The 23,913-nt window shown below is 68.5% G+C and carries 18 protein-coding genes, 1 other RNA gene and 1 pseudogene; 5 read left to right on the top strand and 15 right to left on the bottom strand.

Annotated features, from left to right (window positions below):
* Nucleotides 1–13: 13 nt before the first annotated feature.
* From N4R40_RS06980 to N4R40_RS07025, 10 genes are all read right to left on the bottom strand, one after another.
* Nucleotides 14–1,285 carry an alpha-hydroxy acid oxidase gene (locus N4R40_RS06980; RefSeq protein WP_261606640.1) on the bottom strand — a complete coding sequence of 424 codons (1,272 nt, stop codon included), beginning with the start codon at nucleotides 1,283–1,285 and terminating at the stop codon, nucleotides 14–16.
* 25 nt (nucleotides 1,286–1,310) lie between these two features.
* A complete protein-coding gene (locus N4R40_RS06985; RefSeq protein ID WP_261606641.1) occupies nucleotides 1,311–2,033 on the bottom strand; it encodes a FadR/GntR family transcriptional regulator in 723 nt (240 codons plus the stop codon).
* Between the two features lie 107 nt (nucleotides 2,034–2,140).
* A complete protein-coding gene (locus N4R40_RS06990; protein WP_261606642.1) occupies nucleotides 2,141–2,734 on the bottom strand; it encodes a thymidine kinase in 594 nt (197 codons plus the stop codon).
* Nucleotides 2,735–2,743: 9 nt separating this feature from the next.
* The gene (locus N4R40_RS06995) at nucleotides 2,744–4,273 is read right to left on the bottom strand and encodes a malate:quinone oxidoreductase (protein WP_261606643.1); all 1,530 of its coding nucleotides are present in this window, start codon (nucleotides 4,271–4,273) and stop codon (nucleotides 2,744–2,746) included.
* A 105-nt stretch (nucleotides 4,274–4,378) separates the two neighbouring features.
* The gene (locus N4R40_RS07000) at nucleotides 4,379–4,588 is read right to left on the bottom strand and encodes a PLDc N-terminal domain-containing protein (RefSeq protein WP_261606644.1); all 210 of its coding nucleotides are present in this window, start codon (nucleotides 4,586–4,588) and stop codon (nucleotides 4,379–4,381) included.
* The gene (locus tag N4R40_RS07005) at nucleotides 4,588–5,661 is read right to left on the bottom strand and encodes an aspartate-semialdehyde dehydrogenase (protein WP_261606645.1); all 1,074 of its coding nucleotides are present in this window, start codon (nucleotides 5,659–5,661) and stop codon (nucleotides 4,588–4,590) included. Before N4R40_RS07005 ends, N4R40_RS07000 begins: the two co-directional genes overlap by 1 nt.
* A gap of 72 nt (nucleotides 5,662–5,733) precedes the next feature.
* Nucleotides 5,734–7,041, bottom strand: coding sequence for an aspartate kinase (locus N4R40_RS07010; protein WP_261606734.1), 1,308 nt, complete (start codon nucleotides 7,039–7,041; stop codon nucleotides 5,734–5,736).
* Nucleotides 7,042–7,141: 100 nt separating this feature from the next.
* Complete coding sequence (locus N4R40_RS07015) at nucleotides 7,142–7,726, bottom strand: DUF1349 domain-containing protein (RefSeq protein ID WP_261606646.1); 585 nt, start codon at nucleotides 7,724–7,726, stop codon at nucleotides 7,142–7,144.
* Nucleotides 7,726–8,319, bottom strand: coding sequence for a recombination mediator RecR (gene recR / locus N4R40_RS07020; RefSeq protein ID WP_261606647.1), 594 nt, complete (start codon nucleotides 8,317–8,319; stop codon nucleotides 7,726–7,728). Before recR ends, N4R40_RS07015 begins: the two co-directional genes overlap by 1 nt.
* A gap of 3 nt (nucleotides 8,320–8,322) precedes the next feature.
* Nucleotides 8,323–10,470, bottom strand: a complete 2,148-nt coding sequence (locus N4R40_RS07025; RefSeq protein ID WP_261606648.1) for a DNA polymerase III subunit gamma and tau — start codon at nucleotides 10,468–10,470, stop codon at nucleotides 8,323–8,325.
* A 71-nt stretch (nucleotides 10,471–10,541) separates the two neighbouring features.
* Between N4R40_RS07025 and N4R40_RS07030 the strand changes: the two genes are divergently transcribed.
* On the top strand, nucleotides 10,542–11,609 hold the full coding sequence (locus N4R40_RS07030) for an NAD(P)/FAD-dependent oxidoreductase (RefSeq protein ID WP_261606649.1): 1,068 nt from the start codon (nucleotides 10,542–10,544) through the stop codon (nucleotides 11,607–11,609).
* Between the two features lie 82 nt (nucleotides 11,610–11,691).
* Here N4R40_RS07030 and N4R40_RS07035 read toward each other — a convergent pair whose 3' ends face one another.
* The 4 genes and pseudogenes from N4R40_RS07035 to pta form a co-directional block, all read right to left on the bottom strand.
* Entirely contained in the window at nucleotides 11,692–14,226 is a 2,535-nt protein-coding gene (locus N4R40_RS07035) for a glycoside hydrolase family 65 protein (RefSeq protein WP_261606650.1), read from the bottom strand.
* Nucleotides 14,226–14,963, bottom strand: a complete 738-nt coding sequence (locus tag N4R40_RS07040) for an HAD family hydrolase (protein WP_261606651.1) — start codon at nucleotides 14,961–14,963, stop codon at nucleotides 14,226–14,228. The genes N4R40_RS07035 and N4R40_RS07040 overlap by 1 nt, the downstream gene beginning before the upstream one ends.
* A 68-nt stretch (nucleotides 14,964–15,031) precedes the next feature.
* Nucleotides 15,032–16,229, bottom strand: a pseudogene (locus N4R40_RS07045) (acetate/propionate family kinase).
* Nucleotides 16,226–18,373, bottom strand: coding sequence for a phosphate acetyltransferase (gene pta, locus N4R40_RS07050; protein ID WP_261606652.1), 2,148 nt, complete (start codon nucleotides 18,371–18,373; stop codon nucleotides 16,226–16,228). The pseudogene N4R40_RS07045 and the gene pta overlap by 4 nt, the downstream one beginning before the upstream one ends.
* Before the next feature lie 92 nt (nucleotides 18,374–18,465).
* Here pta and N4R40_RS07055 point away from each other — a divergent pair, with 92 nt between their 5' ends.
* On the top strand, nucleotides 18,466–19,173 hold the full coding sequence (locus N4R40_RS07055) for an NUDIX domain-containing protein (RefSeq protein WP_261606653.1): 708 nt from the start codon (nucleotides 18,466–18,468) through the stop codon (nucleotides 19,171–19,173).
* Here the strand turns inward: N4R40_RS07055 and ffs are convergent.
* Nucleotides 19,168–19,264, bottom strand: an RNA gene (gene ffs / locus N4R40_RS07060) — signal recognition particle sRNA small type. The genes N4R40_RS07055 and ffs overlap by 6 nt on opposite strands.
* 103 nt (nucleotides 19,265–19,367) lie before the next feature.
* On the opposite strand from ffs, the gene N4R40_RS07065 reads away from it, so the two are divergent.
* The 3 genes from N4R40_RS07065 to N4R40_RS07075 are packed head-to-tail and all read left to right on the top strand — an operon-like array spanning nucleotide 19,368 to nucleotide 23,860.
* A complete protein-coding gene (locus tag N4R40_RS07065; RefSeq protein WP_261606654.1) occupies nucleotides 19,368–20,363 on the top strand; it encodes an AAA family ATPase in 996 nt (331 codons plus the stop codon).
* A gap of 7 nt (nucleotides 20,364–20,370) precedes the next feature.
* Entirely contained in the window at nucleotides 20,371–21,615 is a 1,245-nt protein-coding gene (locus tag N4R40_RS07070) for a DUF58 domain-containing protein (RefSeq protein WP_261606655.1), read from the top strand.
* The gene (locus tag N4R40_RS07075) at nucleotides 21,602–23,860 is read left to right on the top strand and encodes a transglutaminase TgpA family protein (protein WP_261606656.1); all 2,259 of its coding nucleotides are present in this window, start codon (nucleotides 21,602–21,604) and stop codon (nucleotides 23,858–23,860) included. Before N4R40_RS07070 ends, N4R40_RS07075 begins: the two co-directional genes overlap by 14 nt.
* Nucleotides 23,861–23,913: the final 53 nt, after the last annotated feature.

Below are 23,913 nucleotides of genomic sequence, written 5' to 3' on the forward strand. Positions count from 1 at the left end.
AGGGAAGCCGCATCTACGGTGAGAGCACTGCGGGCGCGTGGTGCGGAGCGGGAGCGGCCACCGGGGTGAGGCGCTGAAGCTGCGTCACGTGGCGCGGCTCCAGCTCTTCGAGCGACGCGACGCCCAGCAGCTGCATCGTCCGCTCGATCTCCGTGCGGAGGATCTCGATCGTGCGGTCGACTCCTCGGCGCCCCCCGGCCATGAGGCCGTAGAGGTATGCGCGACCGATCAGGGTGAACTTCGCACCGAGGGCCATTGATGCGACGATGTCCGCGCCGTTCATGATGCCGGTGTCGACCATGATCGTCGCATCCTTGCCCACCTCGCGGACGACCTGCGGCAGCAGGTGGAACGGGATCGGCGCGCGGTCGAGCTGCCGGCCGCCGTGGTTGGAGAGGATGATGCCGTCGACCCCGAGGTCGATCAGCCGCTTGCTGTCCGCGACGTTCTGGACACCCTTGATCACGATCTTGCCGGGCCACAGGGAGCGGATGATCTCGAGGTCCTCGTAGCTGATGGTCGGGTCCATCGCCGCGTTGAGCAGCTCGCCGACCGTGCCTCCGGTCGTCGTGAGGGACGCGAATTCGAGCTTCGGCGTCGTGAGGAAATCAATCCACCACCACGGGCGCGGGATCGCGTTCACGATCGTGCCGACGGTCAGCTGTGGCGGGATCGAGAAGCCATTGCGCTTGTCGCGCAGGCGGGCGCCGGCCACCGGGGTGTCGACCGTGAACATCAGGGTGTCGTATCCGGCTTCCGCGGCGCGTGTCACGAGCCCGTAGGACAGCTCCCGCTCCCGCATCACGTAGAGCTGGAACCAGTTGCGCCCGTGCGGATTCGCGGCGCGGACATTCTCGATCGACGTCGTACCGAGCGTCGAGAGAGTGAACGGGATGCCGGCGGCCCCTGCCGCCGTGGCCCCGGCGGTCTCACCCTCGGTCTGCATCAGGCGCGTGAATCCGGTGGGCGCGATGCCGAACGGCAGCGCGGAGCGCCCGCCGAGGATCTCCACCGAGGTGTCGACATGCTCGGCCGGGCGCAGGATGTCGGGGTGGAACTCGATGTCTTCGAACGCCTGACGCGCGCGCGAGAGCGAGAGCTCCCCCTCGGCGGCACCATCCGTGTAGTCGAAAGCCGCTTTCGGAGTACGCCGCTTCGCGATCGTCCGGAGGTCGGCGATCGTCAGCGCTCCCTCGAGCCGGCGCTTCGTGCCATCGAGTTCGGGCTTCTTGAACTGCATGAGCTCCAAGAGCTCGGGAATCTTGGGCAGCTGGCGCTGGACCATGGCATCTCCTCGGGTGTCGTAGAAGTCAGGGGGTCTGCGACGGGGACAGCATGCCCGCGTCGGCGTAGTAGTCGGCGATATGCGCACGGACGATGTGTCGAGCCCGGTCGGCTTCACCGGATTCGATCGCGCTGAGCACGTCGTGGTGCTCGTGTCGCAACCGGTCAGCCGTGGCATCCCAGTCGGTGATACGGGCGACGCCGGCACGGATATAACTGTCGATCGTCGGGCGGAGGCCCGCCATGGTCGCCGCCACGACGACGTTGCCGGCAGCATCCGTCAGACGCAAGTGGAACTGCGCATCCAGGGCGAGGAAGTCATCGGGGGAAAGACCCTCGGCATCCATCGCCGTGAGCGTCGCGCGAGCTTCTGCCAGGTCGGCATCCGGCTGCGCGGCCAGGTGGGCGACCGCCCACTCTTCGAGGAGAAGACGCGTCTCATACACATCGGGGATCGCGAAGCCCTGCGCGGCCACCTGCAGGCGCAACAGTTGCGCCAGCCCGCCGTGCGGTGTCGCGGTGACGATGGCGCCGGCGGTAGGACCGGAGCCGGTTGCGGTGCGGATGAGGCCCATCACTTCGAGGACACGGAGCGCCTCGCGCACGCTGGATCTGCCGACACCGAGCGTGGTCGCGAGTTCGCGTTCCGGAGGGAGGCGGTCACCGGGACCGAGCCTGCCTTCGAGGAGGTCTGTTTCGATCTTTTCGAGCACGACGCGCCACGCGCGTGCGGGGGTGTTCTCGGTCATCGTTGCCCTTCCCAATGGTCCGGCCACACTACCGCGCTGTGGTCAGACCGGCAAACCCATCCGATTTGCTGAGTGAAACGATACAACACGGTCAGACCTCACGCGAATCAGCTGAGCCGACCGTCCGATTCGCGTAAGTAGCACTCCGCACACATCGACTCGTACGTGACCCGTTCCGTGCTCAACTCATCGATCGCGACCTGATCACCGTCGAACACGAACCGGCCGCCGACGAGCCTCGCGTTGAAGATCGCCTTTCGCCCACAGCGGCAGATGGTCTTGAGCTCCTCGAGGCTGTGCGCGAGTTCGAGAAGTCGCGCCGATCCCGGGAATGCCCGCGTCTGGAAATCTGACCGGATGCCGTAAGCCAGCACCGGGATACGCTCCCCCACCGCGATACGCAAGAGGTCTTCCACCTGTGCGGGCGAAAGGAACTGAGCCTCGTCGACGAGGAGACACGCCACCGCAGGATGCGCGTGCGCCGCGACCAGCTCGCGCACATCGTCATCGGGCCCGATCAAAAAGTCGACCATGCGCTCGACTCCGAGACGACTCGAGATCTTCTCGGCGCCTTTCGTGTCGACCGTGGGCTTGGCGAGCAGGACGTGCTGGCCACGTTCTTCGTAGTTGTACGCGGCCTGCAGGAGCGCCGTGGACTTCCCCGAGTTCATCGCTCCATAGCGGAAGTACAGTTTGGCCATCGGGCGCCTCTACTCGTGGATGCCCAGCGCCTCGGCTGTGCGCGTGACGGATGCCGCCGCGCGCGCGGGATCGCCGTTGAGCGTCGAGCCATAGCTGGGGATCAGGTCCCGCAGCTCCGGCTCCCACCCACCGATCCGGTCGGGGAAACAGGTCTTCAGCAGGTTCAGCATGATCGACACGGCCGTCGACGCACCCGGGGACGCCCCGAGGAGCCCGGCGATCGAGCCATCGGCGGAGGTGACGACCTCGGTACCGAACTGCAGGATGCCGCCCTTGTCGGGATCCTTCTTCATGACCTGCGCGCGTTGACCCGCCTGGAGCAACTCCCAGTCTTCGTCTTTCGCCGTCGGCATGAACTCGCGAAGAGAATCGACCTTCTTAGCGTGGTTCTTGAGCAGCTCACCCACGAGGTACTTGATGAGCCCGGGATTGTCGACGGCGACTTTGATCATCGGCCAGAGGTTGCCGGGGCGGACCTGCTCGACGAGGTCCGTGATCCGCCCGTTCTTGAGGAACTTGGGGCTGAAGGTCGCGAACGGGCCGAACAGGAGCGATGCTTCGCCGTCGACCACGCGGGTATCCAGGTGCGGCACCGACATCGGCGGTGCACCGACGGAAGCCTGCGAGTAGACCTTGGCGTTGTGCTGCGCGACGATCGCCGGGTTCGAGGTCTTCAGCCACTGCCCTCCGATCGGGAAGACGCCGTAGCCCTTGATCTCCGGAATGCCGGATGCCTGCAGCAGCTTGATCGCCCATCCGCCCGCTCCGACGAACACGAAGCGTGCGCGGAAACTGCCCGGGGTCTTCCCCAGTGCGTGGCGGTACGAGACCTTCCAGGTTCCGTCATCGAGCTTCGTCAGATTGCGGACCTCACGGTTCGTGACGACATCCACCCCCTGCGCCTGCAGGTGAGCGAAAAGCTGGCGCGTCAGCGCGCCGAAATCGACATCGGTGCCGGCCGGTACCCGCGTGGCAGCGAACGGCTCGCCCTTGCGGCGCTTCTGCATGAGCAGCGGTGCCCACTGATTGATGACGCGCGAGTCCTCGGAGTACTCGATCCCGGCGAAGAGCGGCTCGTTCTTCAGGATCTCGTAGCGCTTCTTGAGGTAGGCGACGTCCTTCTCCCCGCGGACGAACGTCATGTGCGGCGTCGCGTTGATGAAGGTCGACGGACCGTCGAGGATGCCGCGCTCGATGAGGGCGGTCCACAGCTGCCGGCTCTGCTGGAACTGTTCGTTGATCGCGATGGCCTTCGCCGGATCCATCGAGCCATCCGGACCCTCGGGCATGTAGTTCAGCTCGCACATCGCCGCGTGCCCTGTGCCGGCATTGTTCCACGCGTTGGAGGATTCCTGCGCGACTTCGGACAGTCGTTCGCACACGACGATCTTCCAGTCGGGCTGCAGCTGCTTCAGCAGGGTTCCCAGGGTGGCACTCATGATGCCACCACCGATCAAGACGACATCGACGGGTTCACTCACAATGTTCCAGTCTAGGCCGCGTTTCGCACCGTGCCGGCCCGGCGGAGGTGCCGGCATCCAGGAAGGAACGCGATTCTTACCGGTGAGTCAAGACGACCCGGCTATGGGATACCCAACCGCGCTGAAGAGGCGAATCGGACATCGGGCGAGGCGCCGCGATTTTCAGCGGCGAATGCCGAAGACGAAGTAGGCCGCCGGGCCGATCCAGTTGACGAGGATTGCGGGCACCCACGCCTGCTTGGGTCCGCGTACGTCTGCGGGTGAGCGGTGTGCGAGGTCCCAGAACGCCAGCACGGCGAACGAGATCTGGGTCATCGCGGCGACCGCGATGGCCACGCGGGCCAGCGTGCCCTGCGGCGCCTTCTCGCCCATCAGGCGACCTGTGCGCCGAGACGAGCCGCGACGATCTCGGCGATCTGCACAGCGTTGAGCGCCGCTCCCTTGCGGAGATTGTCGTTCGAGATGAACAGGACGAGTCCCTTGCCTGCCGGAGCGGACTGATCCGCGCGGATGCGGCCGACGAAGCTGGGATCCTTACCGGCGGCCTGCAGCGGCGTCGGGACCTCTTCGAGCACGACGCCCGGTGCGGATGCCAGGATCTCGCGTGCACGATCGGGGGTGATGTCGCGGGCGAACTCCGCGTGGATCGACAGCGAGTGTCCGGTGAAGACGGGAACCCGCACGCACGTGCCGGCGACGAGAAGATCGGGCAATTCGAGGATCTTGCGGCTTTCGTTGCGAAGCTTCTTCTCTTCGTCGGTCTCGTTGTCGCCGTCGTCGACCAGATTGCCGGCGAGCGGGATGACGTCGAACGCGATCGGGGCGACGTACTTCTCCGGCTGCGGGAAGTCGACGGATGATCCGTCGTGGACGAGATCGAGGGTGTGGTTCTGCGCGAGGACCCCTTCGATCTGACCGAGCAGCTCCTGTGCACCGGCCAGGCCCGAGCCCGACACCGCCTGGTAGGTGCTGACGATCAGGCGCTCGAGCCCGGCCTCGTCGGCCAGCGGCTTGAGCACCGGCATCGCGGCCATCGTCGTGCAGTTCGGGTTCGCGATGATCCCCTTGGGCGGGTTCTCCGTCGCGTGCGGGTTGACCTCGCTGACGACGAGCGGCACGTCGGGGTCCATCCGCCAGGCGCTCGAGTTGTCGATGACGACCGCGCCGGCCTCGGCGAAGCGGGGGGCGTGGGCGCGGGAGCCCGTCGCACCGGCGCTGAACAGGGCGATGTCGATGCCTGCCGGGTCGGCAGAGGCGATGTCTTCGATGATGATCGTGTGACCGGCGAACTCGACGGCGGTGCCGGCGCTGCGGGCCGTCGCGAAGAGTCGGAGATCACCGATCGGGAACGCCCGCTCGGCGAGAATCTCACGCATGACCGTGCCGACCTGGCCGGTGGCGCCGACGATGGCGACGGAAAGTCCGGAATCGGAGATGCGGGTCATAGCTCTACCTCAGGGATCGCGTAACGGGGTTGCCCGATTGTATCGGGCGGGGTGTGGATGAGTGGGCTGGGCTCAGCGACCGGAGCCGGCGTAGACGACGGCCTCGGTGTCGCCGTCGAGACCGTACGCGGTGTGCACGACGCGTGCGGCTCCCGCCAGGTCGTCGCCGCGGACGACGACCGAGATGCGGATCTCGGACGTCGAGATCATCTCGATGTTGACCCCGGCCGTCGACAAAGCTTCGAACAGCGTCGCCGAGACACCCGAGTGGGTGCGCATGCCGGCGCCGACGACCGAGAGCTTGCCGATCTGGTCGTCGTGCACGAGGCTCTCGAAGCCCACGTCGGCCTGCTCGGCGGCGAGCGCGCGCAGAGCGAGCGACGCATCCGTCTTCGGCAGGGTGAACGAGATGTCGGTGCGACCGGTCGCCGCGGCGGAGACGTTCTGCACGATCATGTCGACGTTGGCGCCGGATTTCGCGACGATCTTGAAGATCTCGGCCGCCTTGCCAGGAACGTCGGGAACACCGATGACGGTGATCTTGGCCTGGCTGAGGTCGGTGGCGACACCGGCGACGATGGGCTCTTCCATGGGACTCTCCTGTGTGCGCGGCGAAGCCGTGACGATCGATGCGGGGGCGGTCATTCCCGGGCTCAGGACAAAAGTCCCCTGCCCCGAACTGAATGTCGAGCGGGCGTTGATCATGACCCCGTGCCGACGGGCGTACTCGACGGCACGGATGTAGAGCACCTTGGCACCGTTGGCGGCGAGCTCGAGCATCTCCTCCGACGAGACGACGTCGAGTTTGCGTGCCTGCGGCACGACGCGGGGGTCGGCCGTGTAGATGCCATCGACGTCGCTGTAGATCTCACAGACATCCGCGTCGAGAGCGGCGGCAAGGGCGACGGCGGTCGTGTCGGAGCCGCCACGGCCGAGCGTCGTGATGTCGCGGGTGTCGCGGTTGAAGCCTTGGAAACCGGCGACGATGACGATCGCACCTTCGTCGAGCGCTTCGCGCAGCCGGACGGGGGTGACATCGACGATCCGCGCCGCACCGTGTGTCGCGTCGGTGATCATGCCGGCCTGGCTGCCGGTGAACGAGCGCGCCTCGAACCCCATGGAGTGAATCGCCATCGCGAGCAGCGCCATCGAAATGCGCTCGCCCGAGCTCAGCAGCATGTCGAGCTCACGCGGTGCCGAGATCGGCGCGACCTGGTGCGCGAGGTCGAGGAGTTCATCGGTCGTGTCGCCCATCGCGCTCACGGCGACGACGACGTCGTGGCCGGCGCGGCGGGTGTCGACGATCCGCTTGGCGACCCGCTTGATGCTCTCGGCATCGGCAACGGATGACCCGCCGTATTTCTGGACGATCAGCGCCACTGTGGAACTCCCGGGTGTGTGGACGAGGCCCGAACGGACGGATGCCGGCCCCACCGCACCATCTTAGAGAGGGCCGGATGCCCTGACGGCCATGTGACGCTCACTCCGGGTGCAGGCTCTCGTCGGCGGGCACGACGCGCCAGTCTGTGAACAGCACCGTCAGTCCGCCGCGGGTCGGAGCACAGCAGAAGGGCCCTGCCTCTACCACTGCAGACGCGTCGAGCGGAGCCACGCGGACGAGGCGCCAGGGCTCGTCCGCGACGCGCGCGCGAATGGTGACGGCATCACCCGACCGACTCGCCCGGACCGTGACGTCTCTTCCCGCCCAGTCCGGCACGGGCGCGAGTGACCAGTCCGAGAAGCGAGCCGTGACGACGGCGCCGAGACTGTTCGTGCCGTCGCTGAACTCGACCCCCGCTTTGATCCAGTGCTCGTCATCGACGCGGAGGAAGACACCAGCCTGGTCGAACTGCGCGGTGAAGTCGAGGCGGAAGGACACTTCGACGGCGGTGCGCTGCGGAAGCGCTGCCAGCAGAGCATGTTCGGTGTCGTGCACGAAGCCATACGACGTCCGGCGCCAGGCGTCGCTGCCTTCGCGCGCCGTCACCACCAGCCCGTCGGTGGTCACACGCGCGTCGACGGGCTCGTTCGTCCAGGTTCCGGACGCCCACGGTTGAACGCCCATCAGACGGCGCGGCGGCCTTCGAACGCACGGCCGAGCGTGACCTCGTCGGCGTACTCCAGGTCGCCGCCGACGGGGAGCCCCGAGGCGAGGCGAGTGACACGGATCTCGAGGGTGTGCAGGAGCCGACTCAGATACGTCGCCGTCGCCTCCCCCTCGAGGTTGGGGTTCGTCGCGAGGATCACCTCTTGCACGGTGCCGTCGGCGAGGCGCTGCATGAGTTGCGTGATGCGCAGATCATCGGGGCCGACGCCGGCGATCGGACTGATCGCACCGCCGAGCACGTGGTACAGCCCGCGGAACTCGCGCGTGCGCTCGATCGATGAGACATCCTTAGCATCTTCGACGACGCAGATCAGCGCCGTGTCACGCCGGGAGTCGCGGCAGATGCTGCACCGGTCCTGCTCGGAGACATTGCCGCAGATTTCGCAGAAGCGCACCCGCTCCCGCAGGTCGCCGAGGAGGAGCGACAGTCGCGACACGTCGAAACTCGGCGTCTGGAGAATGTGGAAGGTGATGCGCTGCGCCGACTTGGGTCCGATGCCGGGAAGGCGTCCGAACTCGTCGATCAGGTCTTGGACGATGCCGTCGTACATGGGTTAGTTGAACCTCGTCGGGGGCGTGTACGGCTCTTCTCGGACGAACGTGGCACCGAGCATCTGCCGGACGACCGCTTCACCGACCCGCTCGATGCCCCCCGTGCGTGTGGCGGGCCGTTCGGGGCGCTCGACGGCGACCGCGGCGCGCGGCGGAACCCGAGCGTGAACGTCGGCCGGGGGCGGTGGCGCGTCGTCGTCGTCCGGCGGCATCGGCTCGGGACCGTCGTCGAGGACGTCACCCTCGCGTTGCAGTGTCAGCGTCCGCGCCGGAGCGGATGCCGCCTCTTCGGGCTCGTCGTCGACCGCCAGAGCTCCGGCCTGCGCGGGGGCATCGCCGGTGGGGATCGCGGCTACCGCCCATTCCGTGACCGGAGAGGATGCCGCGGGATGCGAGGGCGCGGAGCGGTTCGCGGCCGCCGGGCGTGCGGGTCCTCCCGCGGAGGGTCCGGCACCACGTGGTCCGGAGCCGCCGCCGCGCGAGCCGGGGCCCGAAGAGCCCCCACCATCCGTCGGTCCGGCGCTGCCGCCGGCACCGCCCGTGTCGGAGTCGTGACGCGCGACGTACTTGACCCGGACGCCCAGGACACCCGCGATCGCGCCGCGGAGATCCTCACTCGGGCCGGCACCGGCCGAGAGCTTTTTGAAGGAGGCGACATCGTTCTGGCTCTGGAACGACAGCGTGAGAACGTCGTCGGCGTAGGCGACCGGAGTCGCTGCGGTCGCGATCATCCATGACGAGCGGCTCACGGGCTCGAGTCGCTGGAGGATCTCAGGCCAGGCATCGCGCACGTGGCCGAGGGTCAGCGGCCCGGACGGGATCACGGGTGCGGGCACGTCGGCGGCGGCCGGCGCGTTCGACGCCGGCGCCTCGTCCGCCGGGAGCGGAGGAGCAGCGGGAGCGGACACCGACGCGTCCCGAGCCACGGTGGACGGCGCAGGTGCGTCGACACGTGCCGCGGGTGCGGCCGGTGCCGGAGCGTCGACCCGCACCACCGCTGCCGGCGCGTGCGCACTGCCCGCGTCCGGTGCCGAGGCGAGCACGCGCGCCACGAGAAGCTCGAGCTGTAGCCGCGGTGACGTCGCCCCGGTCATGTCATCCAGCGTCGTGACGACGAGGTCGGCGATCTTCGAGAGTCGGTCGGTGCCGAAAGCCGACGCCTGCCGCCCCATCCGCTCGAGTTCATCGACGGGTATTCCGCGGAGGACGGCGGATGCGCCCTGCCCCGTGGCGGCGACGATGATGAGATCACGCAGCCGCTCGAGCAGATCGTCGACGAAGCGGCGGGGGTCTTGGCCCGTCTGCACGACGCGATCGACAGCCGCGAATGCGGCGCCCGCGTCGTTCCCCGCGAACGCCTCGACGACCTCATCGAGCAGTTCGGCGTGGGTGTAACCGAGGAGCGACACCGCGCGCTCGTACCGCACCAGCGCGCCGTCCGGGCCCGAACCGGTCGACGGGTCGGATCCCGCGATCAGCTGGTCGAGCAGCGAGAGGGTGTCGCGGGGGGACCCCCCACCGGCACGCACGACGAGCGGGAGGACACCGGCCTCGACCTGCACTCCCTCTTGCACACACAGTTGTTCGACGTACTCGAGCATCGCCGCCGGGGCGACGAGCCGGAAAGGATAGTGGTGCGTGCGCGAGCGGATCGTCCCGATGACTTTCTCGGGCTCGGTCGTCGCGAAGATGAACTTCACGTGATCCGGCGGCTCTTCGACGAGCTTGAGCAGGGCGTTGAACCCCTGCGCCGTCACCATGTGCGCCTCGTCGAGGATGAAGATCTTGAACCGGTCGCGCGCCGGCGCGAAGATCGCGCGCTCACGCAGATCGCGGGCATCGTCGACACCGTTGTGCGAGGCGGCATCGATCTCGACGACGTCCAGGGACCCGCCGCCACCACGGCTGAGCTCGACGCAGCTGTCGCACGTCCCGCACGGGACGTCGGTGGGTCCCTGCGCACAGTTGAGGCACCGCGCCAGAATGCGCGCCGAGGTCGTCTTGCCACATCCGCGGGGGCCGGAGAACAGGTAGGCGTGGCCGACGCGATCGCTGCGCAGCGCGGTCATGAGGGGGTCGGTGACCTGGGCCTGCCCGATCATCTCGCCGAACGTTTCGGGCCGGTAGCGGCGATACAGGGCGGTGGTCACCAGGACAGCCTACGGCGTGGCACCGACACGACGCCGGGAACATCCCCCACCCCTGCGCGTTTACTTCCGATGTGAGTCCCGCAGCCGTCGACGTCGCCGTCATCGGCGCGGGCCAGGCCGGGTTGTCCGCGGCGTATCACCTCCGACGTCGGGGATACACGCCGGAGAACGGAGATCGGGCGTACGTCGCGCTCGATGCCGAGACTGCGCCCGGCGGAGCGTGGCAGCACCGCTGGCGGTCGTTGCGGATGGCGACGGTCAACGGCATCCACGAACTGCCCGGCTTCGCGGTGCCACCCGCGGATCCGACCGCGGCGAGCGCCGATGTACTGCCCGCGTACTTCGCCGAATACGAAGAGCGGTTCGACCTCCAGGTGCGCCGACCGGTCCATGTCCACGCGGTCCGCCGCGCGGACGATGATCCCTCAGGTCGGATGCTCGTCGAGACGGATGCCGGCACCTGGGCGGCCCGGTACGTCATCAACGCGACCGGCACGTGGCGGCGCCCTTTTTGGCCGCACTATCCGGGTCACGAGCAGTTCGCCGGCCGGCAACTCCACGTGCACGATTACGTCTCGGCGGAGGAGTTCGCCGGCCGCCGCGTCGTGATCGTCGGCGCCGGGATCTCGGCCATCCAGCTGCTCGATGAGATCTCCCGCCTGACCGACACCTTCTGGGTGACGCGAAACGACGTGACGTGGGATGCCGCGGACTTCGACACCGCCGCCCGCGTCTCGGCGATCGCCGGCGTGGAGGAGCGTGTGCGGCAAGGCCTCCCACCCGGCAGCGTCATCTCTGTCACCGGCCAGCACTGGACCCCCTGGGCGCGCGCGGCCGAGGCACGCGGCGTGCTCCTGCGGCATCCGATGTTCACGCGCATCGAGGAGCACGGCGTGCGCATGCCGGATGGCTCGTTCGAACCCGCCGACGTCATCCTCTGGGCGACAGGATTCCGCGCGGACATCGCCCATCTCGCGCCTCTCGGGCTGCGGACAGCGGCCGGGGGTATCCGCGTCGCGGACGGCCGCGCGCTCGACGAACCGCGCCTGTTCCTGATCGGATACGGCCCGTCCCAGTCCACCGTCGGCGCCAACCGCGCCGGTCGCAACGCGGTCCGGGCGATCCTCTCTCACCCCTGACGCGCCACCCAGAAAGTGGGCGCGAACTGTCCCCATACGCGGCGGGAGAGACGATTCGCGCCCACTTTTCGGGCAATGGGCGTCAGGTGTCGATACCGAGGTTTCCGTCGTCCCCGCTGATGATCGGCATGCTGCCGGTGATCACCGGGATCGAAGTCGTCATCGCCGGCACCGAGGCGGACAGCAGCGTGCCGTCCTCGCGGAGCGACTCGCCGAGATCCTCGAGCGTCGGGCGGCCGTGCAGCACGGGTCCCTGCCCGTGCAGGCGCACCGTGACCGTCTCTCCGCCGGCCACAACGTACGACGCACCCCGGACCATGAAGCTCACCGGCTCGCCCGGTGAGGCGACGACCTCGAGGGTGCCGGCGGTCACCGTGATGCGCAATTGCGTCCCGTGCCAGTGAAGCGTGAACGACAACGAGGGCCAATCGGCCGGCAAGCGCGGGTCGAACGTGAGCTCGCCGAAGTGGTCCCGCATACCGCCGAAGCCCGACACGAGCGCGGTCCACACGCCACCCGCCGAGGCGACGTGCACGCCGTCCGCAGCGTTGTGATGCAGATCACCCAGGTCGACGAAGATCGACTGAGCGAAGTACTCCAGAGCGAGGTCCTGGTATCCGACCTCCGCCGCCAGAATCGACTGCACGACGGCGGACAGCGTCGAGTCGCCCGTGGTGAGCGGGTCGTAGTACTCGAAGTCGGCCAGTTTTTCCTCGTCGGTGAAGTGGTTGCCCTGCAAGAACAGCGCGAGCACCACATCAGCCTGCTTGAGCACCTGGTAGCGGTAGATCACAAGCGGGTGGAAGTGCAGCAGCAGGGGCCGATGCTCAGGCGGGGTCGAATCGAGGTCCCAGACTTCACGTTCGAGGAAGATCGCGTCCTGTGGGTGGATGCCGAGGGCATCGCTGTAGGGAATGTGCATGGCCTCGCCGGCTGCTTCCCACCCGTCGGCTTCGGCCTCGCCAAGACCCAGACGGTCGACCATCAGGGCGTACGCCTCCGGCACCGTCTCGGCCATTTCGCGGACGACCCGCGCAGCAAAACGCAGGTTGAAGCGCGCCATCACATTCGTGAACAGATTGTCGTTGACGACCGTCGTGTACTCGTCCGGCCCCGTCACGCCGTGGATGTGGAAGCTCTCCATGTCGCCCGACTCGGAGAAGCGCCAGAATCCGAGCGTCGACCACAGCCGCGCTGTCTCGACGGCGATGTCGACGCCCTCCCGGTGGAGGAAATCGATGTCACCGGTCGCCCGCACGTACTTCGCGAGCGCAAAGCTGACGTCAGCGTTGATGTGGTACTGCGCGGTACCGGCGGCGTAATAGGCCGACGCCTCTTCACCGTTGATCGTGCGCCACGGGAACAGCGCTCCGGCCTCGTTGAGCTGTGCGGCGCGCTTCCGCCCTGCGGGGAGCATGAGGTACCGCATCCGCAGCGCGTTGCGGGCCCACTGCGGCGTCGTGTACATGAGGAACGGCAGCACGTAGATCTCGGTGTCCCAGAAGTAGTGTCCGCTGTAGCCCGAGCCCGACACCCCCTTCGCGGGGACACCTTGCCCATCGGCGCGCGCGGCAGCCTGCGCCAACTGCAAGAGGCACCAGCGCGTCGCCTGCTGGAGGTCATCATGGCCCTGGATGACGATGTCGGATCGGTCCCAGAAGGCCGCCATCCATTCGGTCTGCCGGTCGAACTGCACCTGCGCGCCCTCGGCCGCCACCCGGTCCAGTGCCCGGCGTCCGCGGTCGACGAGCTCGCGCCCGGGGACACCGCGCGACGTGTGATAGGCCACGACCTTCGTGACCGTGGTCGGAACACCCGCTTTCGCCTGCACGCGGAAGACGTTCTTGGCGATGTCGGGGTCGATCGAGGTGCGCGCCGAGTAGTCGTTCTCGGTCTCGATGACGTGATCCGCGACGACCGACAGCGTCATCCCGGACGCCGCAACTCGATACGCCAGCGCCGAGCGTTGCCCGTCCTGCCAGTATTCCTCGGAGTGGAGCACCCGCTCATCGATCTTCTCCGCGCGTCGCGGGTCGAACCCTGCCTTCCGGGCGCGACCGGGCGCGGCACCGCCGTAGACATCCTCGCCGTCCTGGCGATTGATCATCTGACAGCTGATCGCGACTGCGGCATCCGCGCCGATCACCGTCACCGAGACGCGCTGCACGGCCAGGTGCTTGTCTTCGAACGAGACCATCCGTTCGAAGTCGATGAGGACGTCTTTGCCGCTCGGTGTCGTCCAGCGCACGTGCCGGGTCAAGACGCCCGTGCGCATATCGAGCACGCGCTCGTACTCGCGGACGTCGGCGACATCGAACGACAGCGGTTCGTCGTCGACGTACACCCGCATGATCTTCGCGTCCGGGGCGTTGACGATCGTCTGGCCGACCTCGGCGAACCCATAAGCCTGCTCAGCGTGCCGAATCGGGAACGTCTCGTGGAACCCGTTGATGAACGTGCCGTGCTCGTGCTCGTGGCGGCCCTCGGGCTGGTTTCCGCGGAGTCCGAGGTATCCGTTGCCGACGGAGAAAAGCGTTTCGGTGACGCCGGCGTCGTCGAGGCTGAACCTCTTCTCGACGAGACGCCAGGGGTCGATCGGGAAACGGTCGCGATCCATCACTTCTCCTCCATGAATGCACCGAGGTCGTCCACGACGACGTGTGCGCCGAGGTCGAGGAGCGCCTGCGCGCCCGCGCCACGATCGACGCCGACGACCAGCGCGAAGCCGGCGGCGGATGCCGAGGCGACACCGGAGTGCGCGTCTTCGACGGCGGCGCTGCGGGCGGGGTCCACGCCCAGCATCCGCGCGCCCACGGCGAACATGTCCGGCTCGGGCTTGGACCGCAGGCCTTCGCGCGCGGCGACCACGCCGTCCATCACGACCGGGAAGCGGTCGCGGATGCCGGCGACGGTCAGCACTTCTTCGGCGTTTTTCGAGCTTGAGACGACGCCGATCGGCACGCCGAGGGCGATCAGGCGGTCGACCAGCGCCAGGGAACCCGGATAGGGCGCGATGCCGTCGGTGCGCAGCACGCGGGAGAACACGGCATTCTTGCGGTTGCCGATACCGCAGACGGTGTCGGCGGCCGGGTCATCGGAGGGATCACCCCACGGAACTTCGACGTCGCGCGAGCGCAGCAGGCTGGCGACGCCGTCGTAGCGCTGTTTCCCGTCGAGGTACCGGAAATAGTCCTCGTCGGTGTACGCCGGCTCGATGCCCCACGCGGCGAACAGCTCGGTGAACATCGTCTGCCACGCGTGCATATGCACTTCGGCGGTCGGTGTGAGGACCCCGTCCAGATCGAACAGGACCCCGTCGTAGGCGGACAGGTCAGGAAGCGTTTCGGCTGTCACCGTCCCAGCGTAGTGCGCACCCTGTTTCCGGTGCATGACGAACTCCCAGGCAGGGTGGGTCGGGATGCTCAGCGCGGCCGGGCGACCTGCAGGGTCTGCCGGGCGATCTCCAGCTCCTCGTTGGTGGGGACGACGAGGACGGTCACCGGGGAGGCGTCGGTGGAGATGACGCGGATGCCCGGGCTCCGCGTCTGGTTGCGCTCGGGATCGATCTCGATGCCCGCGAAGCCGAAGGTCCGCAGGGCCGTCGCGCGCACGAGCGGTGAGTTCTCGCCCACGCCGGCGGTGAAGGAGATGACGTCTACACCGCCGAGCTGCCCGAGGTAGGCGCCGATGTACGCGCGGAGTCGGTGGGCGTACACGTCGAACGCGACGACGGCGTCCGGGTCGCCCGCCTCGTAGCGCTCCTCGATGTCGCGCATGTCCGATGCTCCGGCGAGGCCGAGCATCCCCGACCTCTTGTTGAGGAACTCGTCGACCTCGAACGGGGTCCAGTGCTCGCGCTGGGCGAGGACGAGGAGCGCCGATGGATCGATGTCGCCCGAGCGGGTGCCCATGACGAGGCCCTGCAGAGGGGTGAGCCCCATCGAGGTGTCCACGGAAAGACCCCCCTCGATCGCCGCGGCGGACGCTCCGTTCCCGAGGTGCAGGACGATCTGGCGGAGGGAGCCGAGGTCCTTCCCGACGAATCGGGCGGCTTCCTCGCTGACGAATTTGTGGCTCGTGCCGTGGAAGCCGTAGCGGCGGATGCGATGCTTCTCCGCGATCGCCTTGTCGATGGCGTAGGTGTATGCCGCTTCGGGCATGCTCTGGTGGAACGCCGTGTCGAAGACGGCGACGTGCGGGATCTGGGAGAAGTCCGCGCGTGCCGCCTTGATGCCCTGCAGCGCACCGGGGTTGTGGAGCGGGGCGAGGGCGGACAGTTCGTCGATGTTGATCTCGACGAGACGCGTGATGAGCGTGGGTTCGAAGAAGCGGGCACCGCCCTGGACGACGCGGTGACCCACCGCGATCGGGGGGGTGCTCCGACAGCGACGGGCCGTGCTCGGCGAACGCCTCGAGCATGACGGCGAATCCCGCCGTGTGATCGGGGATCGGGAGCTCACGCGCGTGCTTGGCGTCGCCGACCTTGTGCGTCGCGATGCCGCCGGCGGGATCCCCGATCCGCTCCACGAGACCCGAGGCGAGAGCCCGCTGGTCTTCGACGTCGACCAGCTGGTATTTGAACGAGGACGACCCACTGTTGATCACGAGCACGACGGTCATGCGGATGCTGCTCCTTCGGCCTGGGCCTGGATCGCGGTGATGGCGATCGTGTTGACGATGTCTTCGACGAGTGCGCCGCGGGAGAGGTCGTTGATGGGCTTGTTGAGACCCTGGAGCACCGGCCCCATCGCGACGGCCCCGGCGGAGCGCTGCACGGCTTTGTAGGTGTTGTTGCCGGTGTTGAGGTCGGGGAAGACGAAGACGGTGGCCCGCCCCGCCACCGCGGAGTCGGGCATCTTCGCCTTCGCCACGGCCGCATCGGCGGCCGCGTCGTATTGGATGGGGCCTTCGACGAGCAGCTCGGGGGCGCGCTCGCGGACGAGAGCCGTGGCCGCGCGTACCTTGTCGACGTCTTCGCCCGAACCCGACTCCCCCGTCGAGTACGACAGCATCGCCACGCGCGGGTCGATCCCGAACTGCGCGGCCGTCGCCGCGGAGGACACCGCGATGTCGGCCAACTGCTCCGCGGACGGATCAGGCACCACGGCGCAGTCGCCGTAAACCAGCACCCGGTCGGCGAGCGCCATGAGGAAAACGCTCGAGACGACCGACACCCCGGGCTTCGTCTTGATGATTTCGAACGCCGGACGGATGGTGTGCGCCGTCGTGTGCGCCGCACCCGACACCATGCCATCGGCGAGGCCCAGGTGGACCATCATCGTGCCGAAATACGACACGTCGGTGACGGTGTCGGCGGCTTTCTCGTACGTGACGCCCTTGTGTGCGCGGAGCAGCGCATACTCTTTCGCGAAGCGGTCGACCGTGGCCGGATCGAACGGGCTCAGCACGTGGGCGGCGCTGATGTCCAGGCCCAACTCGACCGCGCGTCCGCGGACGTCGGCCTCCTCCCCCAGGATCGTGAGGTCGGCGATGCCGCGGGCCAGCACCGTAGCCGCGGCGCGCAGAACCCGGTCGTCGCTTCCCTCGGGCAGGACGATGCGTTTGCGTCCCGTACGCGCACGTTCGAGCAGCTGATACTCGAACATGAGCGGAGTGACCGCGCTCGAATGCGCGAGACCGAGCGCAGTGGTCAGCTCTTCCGTGTCGACATTCTGCTCGAAAAGCGCGAGCGCCGTGTCGTATCGGCGTTGCGACCCGGCGGCCAGCCGGCCGCGGGTCCCCATGACCCGGACCGCGGTGTCGAACGTGTCGAGGTCGGTCTGAACGATCGGCAACGACGAATCCAGGCCCGCCATGAGCTTCTGCACGGCACCCGGCAGAGGGAACGGGCCGTTGAGGATGATTCCGGAGATCGACGGGAAGGTGCCGGACGAGTTCGCGAGCAAGAGCCCCAGGAGCACCTCGGTGCGGTCGGCCGGGACGATCACGATCGCCCCTTCCTCGAGACGGGCCAGCACGTTGTTCAGCGACATTCCGGCCACGACGACATCGACGACTTCGCGGGTCAGGAGAGCCTCATCGCCACGCAGGAGCGTGCCGCCGAGGCTCAGCATGACGTCGCGGACGGCGGGAGCGACCAGGTAGATGTCCTCGGGGATCGACCACACGCCCACGGCGGATTCGCGCGTGCCGTCCACTGCCGGCACATCGGCGACCGTGCGGGCGATCTCCGCATTGATCTCCGACAGCGTGACGGGATCGGCACGGTTGGTGATGACGGCGAACAGTTCTGCGCGGTGATGCTGGAGCTCGGTGACGGCCTGGGCCGTGAGTTGACCGAGCTCGTGGGGCGTACGCGGGATCGAGACGCCGAGTCGGTCGCCTTCGCTCGCACGCCCGTTCAGGACGAGTAGCACGGGGGCGCCGAGATTCGCCGCGATTCGGGCGTTGTAGCCGAGTTCGGTCATCGAGCCGACGTCGGTGAAATCGCTGCCGACGATGACGACGGCGTCGCACTTGGCTTCGACCGCCTTGTAGCGCTCCACGATCGTGGAGAGTGCGGCATCCTGATCGCGACGGACGTCGTCGTACGTGACCCCGACGCACTCCTCGTAATCCAGATCGACGTCGATATGGTCGAGCAGCATCTCGAGCACATAATCGCGCTCCGCGGTCGAGCGCGCGATGGCACGGAACACACCGACCCTCGGTGTCACGCGCGTCAGTGCATCGATCACCCCCAGCACGATCGTGGACTTGCCGGAAAGGCCTTCCGCGGATGTGATGTAGATGCTCTGAGCCACGCTGCCAACCCTATGGTCTGGCCGCACAGCCCGGCCAGGATCCACCCCAGAGAAAACCCGACGGCCCACGCGGCGGGGTTACGCTCGGGATCATGCCAGACAGCGTGTTGCAGCCCGGAGCCGTTGTTCCCGATCAGCGTGGGCGCACGGGGCTCCATCGCACCGGACTGGGCCTCGACGGCAACCCCGACGTCCGGGTGACCGATGTCGAGGTGGTCGCCGCCGCCTGGCATGTCCTGCGCCGCACGACCCTCGAGGTCCGGGCGCCGGACGGCACCTGGCAGACGCAGCAGCGCGAGACCTACGACCGCGGAAACGGCGCGACGATCCTGCTGTACGACCCCGAACGCCGCCGCGTTCTGCTCACGCGTCAGTTCCGCTATCCCGTCTACGTCAACGGCCACCCCGACGGGATGCTGCTGGAAACCGCCGCGGGCCTCCTCGACGACGACGACCCGATCACCGCCATCCGCCGTGAAGCCCAGGAAGAGACCGGTGTCGACGTCGGCGAGCTCACCCACGTGTGGGACGTCTATATGAGTCCGGGCTCGGTGACCGAGCGCATCCACTTCTTCGCCGCGCCCTACGACGGGTCCGCACTCACGACCCATCGCGGTGGTCTTGCCGACGAGGGCGAGCACATCGAACTCCTCGATCTCGGCATCGAGGAGGCACTGGCGATGATCCGCGACGGGCGTATCCAGGATGCGAAGACGATCATGCTGCTGCAGTGGGCCGTGCTCGATGGGCCGTTCGCGCTGTCTTCCCCGCAGACGCCGTCATCCCCGGGGGAAAAGTAAGACTCTCCGCGAACCCGGCAGAGCCCGGTTACCCTTGCTACGTTTCCGTCCTGGGGGAGTTGGCCTGGGTGCCGTCTCGCGGAGAGCCGCCACAAGTCTAGCCGACTCCCAGCCCCGGCCTTCCCGCCCGGGCTAGGCTCGGTTCGGGGCCGCACCGCCGCGTCCACCGCCGATCCCGATCTGCAGGGAGCCGCATGCCGGACTTGACGACCAACGCCCCCGCTGTAGATGCCACCAGCTTCGCCGAGTCCACCGACGCGATCGCGGCGTCGGTCTCGCGAGTGATCGACGGCAAACCGGCCGCCGTGCGGGCAGCCCTCGTGTGCCTCCTCGCCGAAGGCCACCTCCTCATCGAGGACGTTCCCGGCGTCGGCAAGACGATGCTCGCGCGAGCGCTCGCGGCATCCATCGAGGCGACCGTGCGCCGCATCCAGTTCACGCCCGACCTGCTACCCGGCGACGTGACCGGCGTCAGCGTCTACAACCCCGTCGATCGGGAATTCGAGTTCAAGCCGGGCGCGATCTTCGCGCACATCGTCATCGCGGACGAGATCAACCGCTCATCGCCGAAGACCCAGTCGGCGCTCCTCGAAGCGATGGAGGAAGGGCAAGTCACGGTCGACGGCACGAGCCACCTTCTGCCCGATCCGTTCTTGGTCGTCGCGACCCAGAACCCCCTCGAGATGGAGGGCACCTACGCGCTGCCCGAAGCGCAGCGTGACCGATTCATGATGCGCATCTCGATGGGGTATCCGGAAGCCGCCGACGAAGCCCTCATGCTGCGGCAGCGGGATGCCGTCAATCCGCTCGATGCGCTCTCACCGGTCGCCGACGCGAGTCAGGTGCGCGCCCTCATCGAGTGGGCGCGGATGGTCCATGTCTCCCCCGCGGTCGAGGAGTATGCCGTCTCCCTCGCCCGCGCGACCCGGCAGCACCCCGAGCTGCGACTGGGGGCGAGTCCGCGCGCGACGCTGCAGCTCGTCCGGGCCGCGAAGGTCTGGGCCGCGCTGGATGGCCGGAACTTCGTCATTCCCGATGATCTCGTCACCCTCCTGCAACCCGTCTTCGCGCACCGACTGATCCCGGCCCGCACCTCGGCAGCATCACGCGGACACAGCGCGGGCGACACGGTTGCCGGGATCGTGCAGTCGATCGCCGGCTCCGTCCGCGTGCCTCTCGCTACGCGCTGATCCTCCGATGACACGCTGGCCGCTGACAGTCCGGGGCACGGGCGCAGCGTTGCTGAGCCTGCTGTGCTTCGTGCTGGCACACGAGTTCCGCCTCACCGAGCTGATCTACGTCGGCGTGCTGTTGGCCGCGGTCGTCATCGCGAGCGTGGCCACGCTCCATCTCGTCAGGCGCACCGAAACCGTGTCACGGTCCTTCTCCCCCGATGTCGTGGCGGTCGGAAGCGACGTCGACGTGCGCGCACGGGTCGCCATCCGCTCTCCCCTGCCGATCGCGCAGGGCCGGTGGACAGACACCCTGCCCCGGGGCATCTCCGGGGACGCCACGGGAGATTTCCCGGCGGTCGCCTCCGGCATGCGCACGGAACGCAACGGCGTGGAGATCACGTACCAGGTGCGCGCCGAGCGCCGTGGCGTGCGCCGATTCGGGCCGCTCACGATCACGTCGACCGATCCGTTCGGATTCGCTCGACGCCGCCATGCCGTCGGCGGCACGGTCGCACTCACGGTCGCGCCGGTCATCGTCGACCTCGGCGCCCTCGCAGATCTCCCCGGCGAAGCCGGCGGCAGCATGCACACCGCCACGCACCAGCTGGGTCAGGGCGCCGACAACCTCGTCCCCCGCCATTACACGCCGGGCGATTCGATGCGCCGCATCCACTGGCGGGCGAGCGCCCATCGCGACGAGTTGATGGTGCGGCAGGAGGAGCAGGAGACCGCCCCTGAGGCGACCGTGATCTTCGATCGCGCCGTGCGCCGGTGGGACCAGAGCGCCGCCCGCGCTCCGGGCGCGGACCCCGGTTTCGAAGCGGCCGTCAGCGCGGCCGTGTCCGCCGTCGCGCGATTCGTCGCGGAGGGGTATCGGGTTTCGGTGCTCGAGGTCGACGGCGCGGAGCTGTGCGCACCGATCGACAGCGGCGATATGGCCGGCGCCCTCCATCTCGCGATGTCGCTCGCCACGATCGTCACCCACGGGCAGGCTTCGCTCGATGCCACGGTCCGGCTGTTCGCCGGCACGATGACCGGCCCGCTCGTGGTCGTCACGGGCATCCTCGACGAAGCGGATGCCGCGCTCCTCGGCCCGCTGGCCCACCACAGTTCCCTGCCGATTCTGCTCGCGGTCGCCCCGCACGGCACGGCGCTCGCCCGTGCGTCCGACGCGGGCTGGCGTGCGGCCGGCATCGGTCCGGACGACGATCTGACCCAGGCCTGGCGCTCCGTCGTCGATCGAGGGACCAGCCGTGTCGGCGGCTGACGGCCGCCCCGGCGCCCGGCCGGGCGCGCTGCGCGTGACGATCGCCCTGTGGCTGGCACTGCAGGCCATGGTGATCCCGCTGTACTCGGTGATCTCGCCCGGACTGTGGGTCGTGGGAGCCGGAGCGATGCCGGCCGTCCTGCTGACCGTCGGTTATCTGCTCCGGCGGCGACGGGTGCCGGCGGTCGCGGTGAGTGGGGTCGAGCTCGCCGTCTGGGTCGCTGTCATCACCCTGGTCGCCTTCCCGTCGCAGTCGCTCCTCGGTGTCATCCCGACCGGCGGCGCGTTCGATGCGGCGCGACTGCTCGTTCAGTCCGCGTCGAACGAGATTCTCCTCGGGGCCGCGCCCCTGCCGGCCAGCGCAGGCCTGAACTTCCTGGTCGTCGCCTCGCTCGGGCTCCTCACGATTGCCCTGGACCACGTCGTCTTGACCGCACGGATGCCGCTGCTGGCCGGGATCGCGCTCGTCGCGGTGTGGCTCGTGCCCGCGATCGCCGTCCCCTCGGGCGTCGATGTGATCGCGTTCGCCGTGCTCGCGGCATCCCTTCTCTTCCTGATCCGTGCCGACACCCGCACACGCGAAGCGCCCGCCACCGGTGGCCGTGCGGCCGGCGTCACACCGGTCGCCGTCGCGATCGGCGCGGTCGCGATCGTCGCCGCGCTCGTTGCGGCACCCGCGCTCCCCCCTCCGCCCGCGACTGCCGGCGCCGGCGGGCTGATCGCGAGTATCGATCCCAGCCTCGACCTCGGCGATGATCTGCGGCAACGCTCCGATGTGCCCGTCCTGTCGACCTACAGCGACTCCCCGACACCGCCGTACCTGCGCGTGGCGACGTTGTCGGTTTTCGATGGCGCGGTGTGGATGCCGGACCGCCTCCGTTCGGTGCCGCTCGAAGAGGCGCCGCTGGCCCCCGTCGCCGTCGACGAGGGCGTGCGCCTGACCGAATACCGCACGTTCGTCTCGATCGACCAGCTGTCCTCGGCGTATCTGCCGGTCTCGTTTCCGGCCGTCGGCGTGAACGGCCTCGAGGGGCTGTGGCGGTCGGTCCCGTACAGCCGGACGGTCCAGACGGGCGAAAGCAACGCGCAGGGTCAGCAGTACGAGGTCATCACGCACGTCCCCCGTCCGACCCTCGAGCAGATCCGTGCGGCCGAGACCGAGATCACCGAGTCGCGCATCGACCTGCAATCGCTCCCGGAAGGCACGCCGCCGGTCGTCGGCGAGCTTGCCGCACAAGTGACCGCCGGCGCGACGACCGACTACGACCGGCTCATCGCGCTGCAGGACTGGTTCCGCGGCCCCGAGTTCAGGTACTCGCTGACGGCCCCCGTGGCGGACGGCTTCGACGGGAGCAGTGCCGAGGCTGTCGCACAGTTCCTCGAGCAGAGGGAGGGCTACTGCGTGCACTTCGCCGGCGCCTTCGCGCTCATGGCCCGCTCTCTCGACATGCCGACGCGCATCGCCGTGGGGTTCCTGCCCGGAGGTTTCACGGGTGAATCGATCGACGGCATGCGCGTCGCGGAGGCGTCGACCGCGCAGCTGCACGCGTGGCCAGAGGTCTACTTCAGCGGGATCGGATGGGTGCAGTTCGAACCGACCAAGAGCCTCGGCACGCAGACGCGGTTCGTCCCTGCCGCGTCGGCTCCCACTGACGACGGGGGCACGGATGTGGGAGCCCCGACCCCGACACCGACCGCCACTTCCTCCGCCACGGCCGCACCGAACGCGGCCGACCGCGACACCGACACGCAGGCCGGCGCCATCACCGGCCCCGCGTTCGACCCGCGGCCGGCCGCCACCGTCCTCGGGATCGTACTGATCGTGCTCCTGGCTCCGGCGGCGGCGGGGGCTCTCCGGCGCGGACTGCTCCTGCGCCGAGCAGGCCGGGGTAATGTCGGCGCCGGGTGGCGGTACGTCCAGGATGCCGCGATCGATCTCGGCGTGGACGTCACGTCCGCTGAGACACCGCGGGCGTTCGGCGCGCGGCTCGTCGCGTCCGCGGATGCGCCGCGTGACGAGACGCGCAGACTCGTCGCAGCCGTCGAGCACGTGAGCTACTCGCCGGCCCCTGCGCCAGCTGTCGGCGATGTCCGTGGGGATGCGGCGGCCATTCGCGAGGGCATGCGTGCCGCGGTCTCCGGACGGGCGCGCGTCGCCTCAGCGCTGCGCCCCCGTTCCCTGGTCGTGCGCCCCGGTTCGGCGTTCGCGGAGCACGTCGTGAGCACACCGGCATCCGCCCGCTGATCGGACACGACGAAGCCCCACCCCCGAGGACGGGAGTGGGGCTTCGTCGCGGT

The sequence above is a fragment of the Microbacterium memoriense genome (assembly GCF_025398275.1).
GTDB lineage: Bacteria > Actinomycetota > Actinomycetes > Actinomycetales > Microbacteriaceae > Microbacterium > Microbacterium memoriense.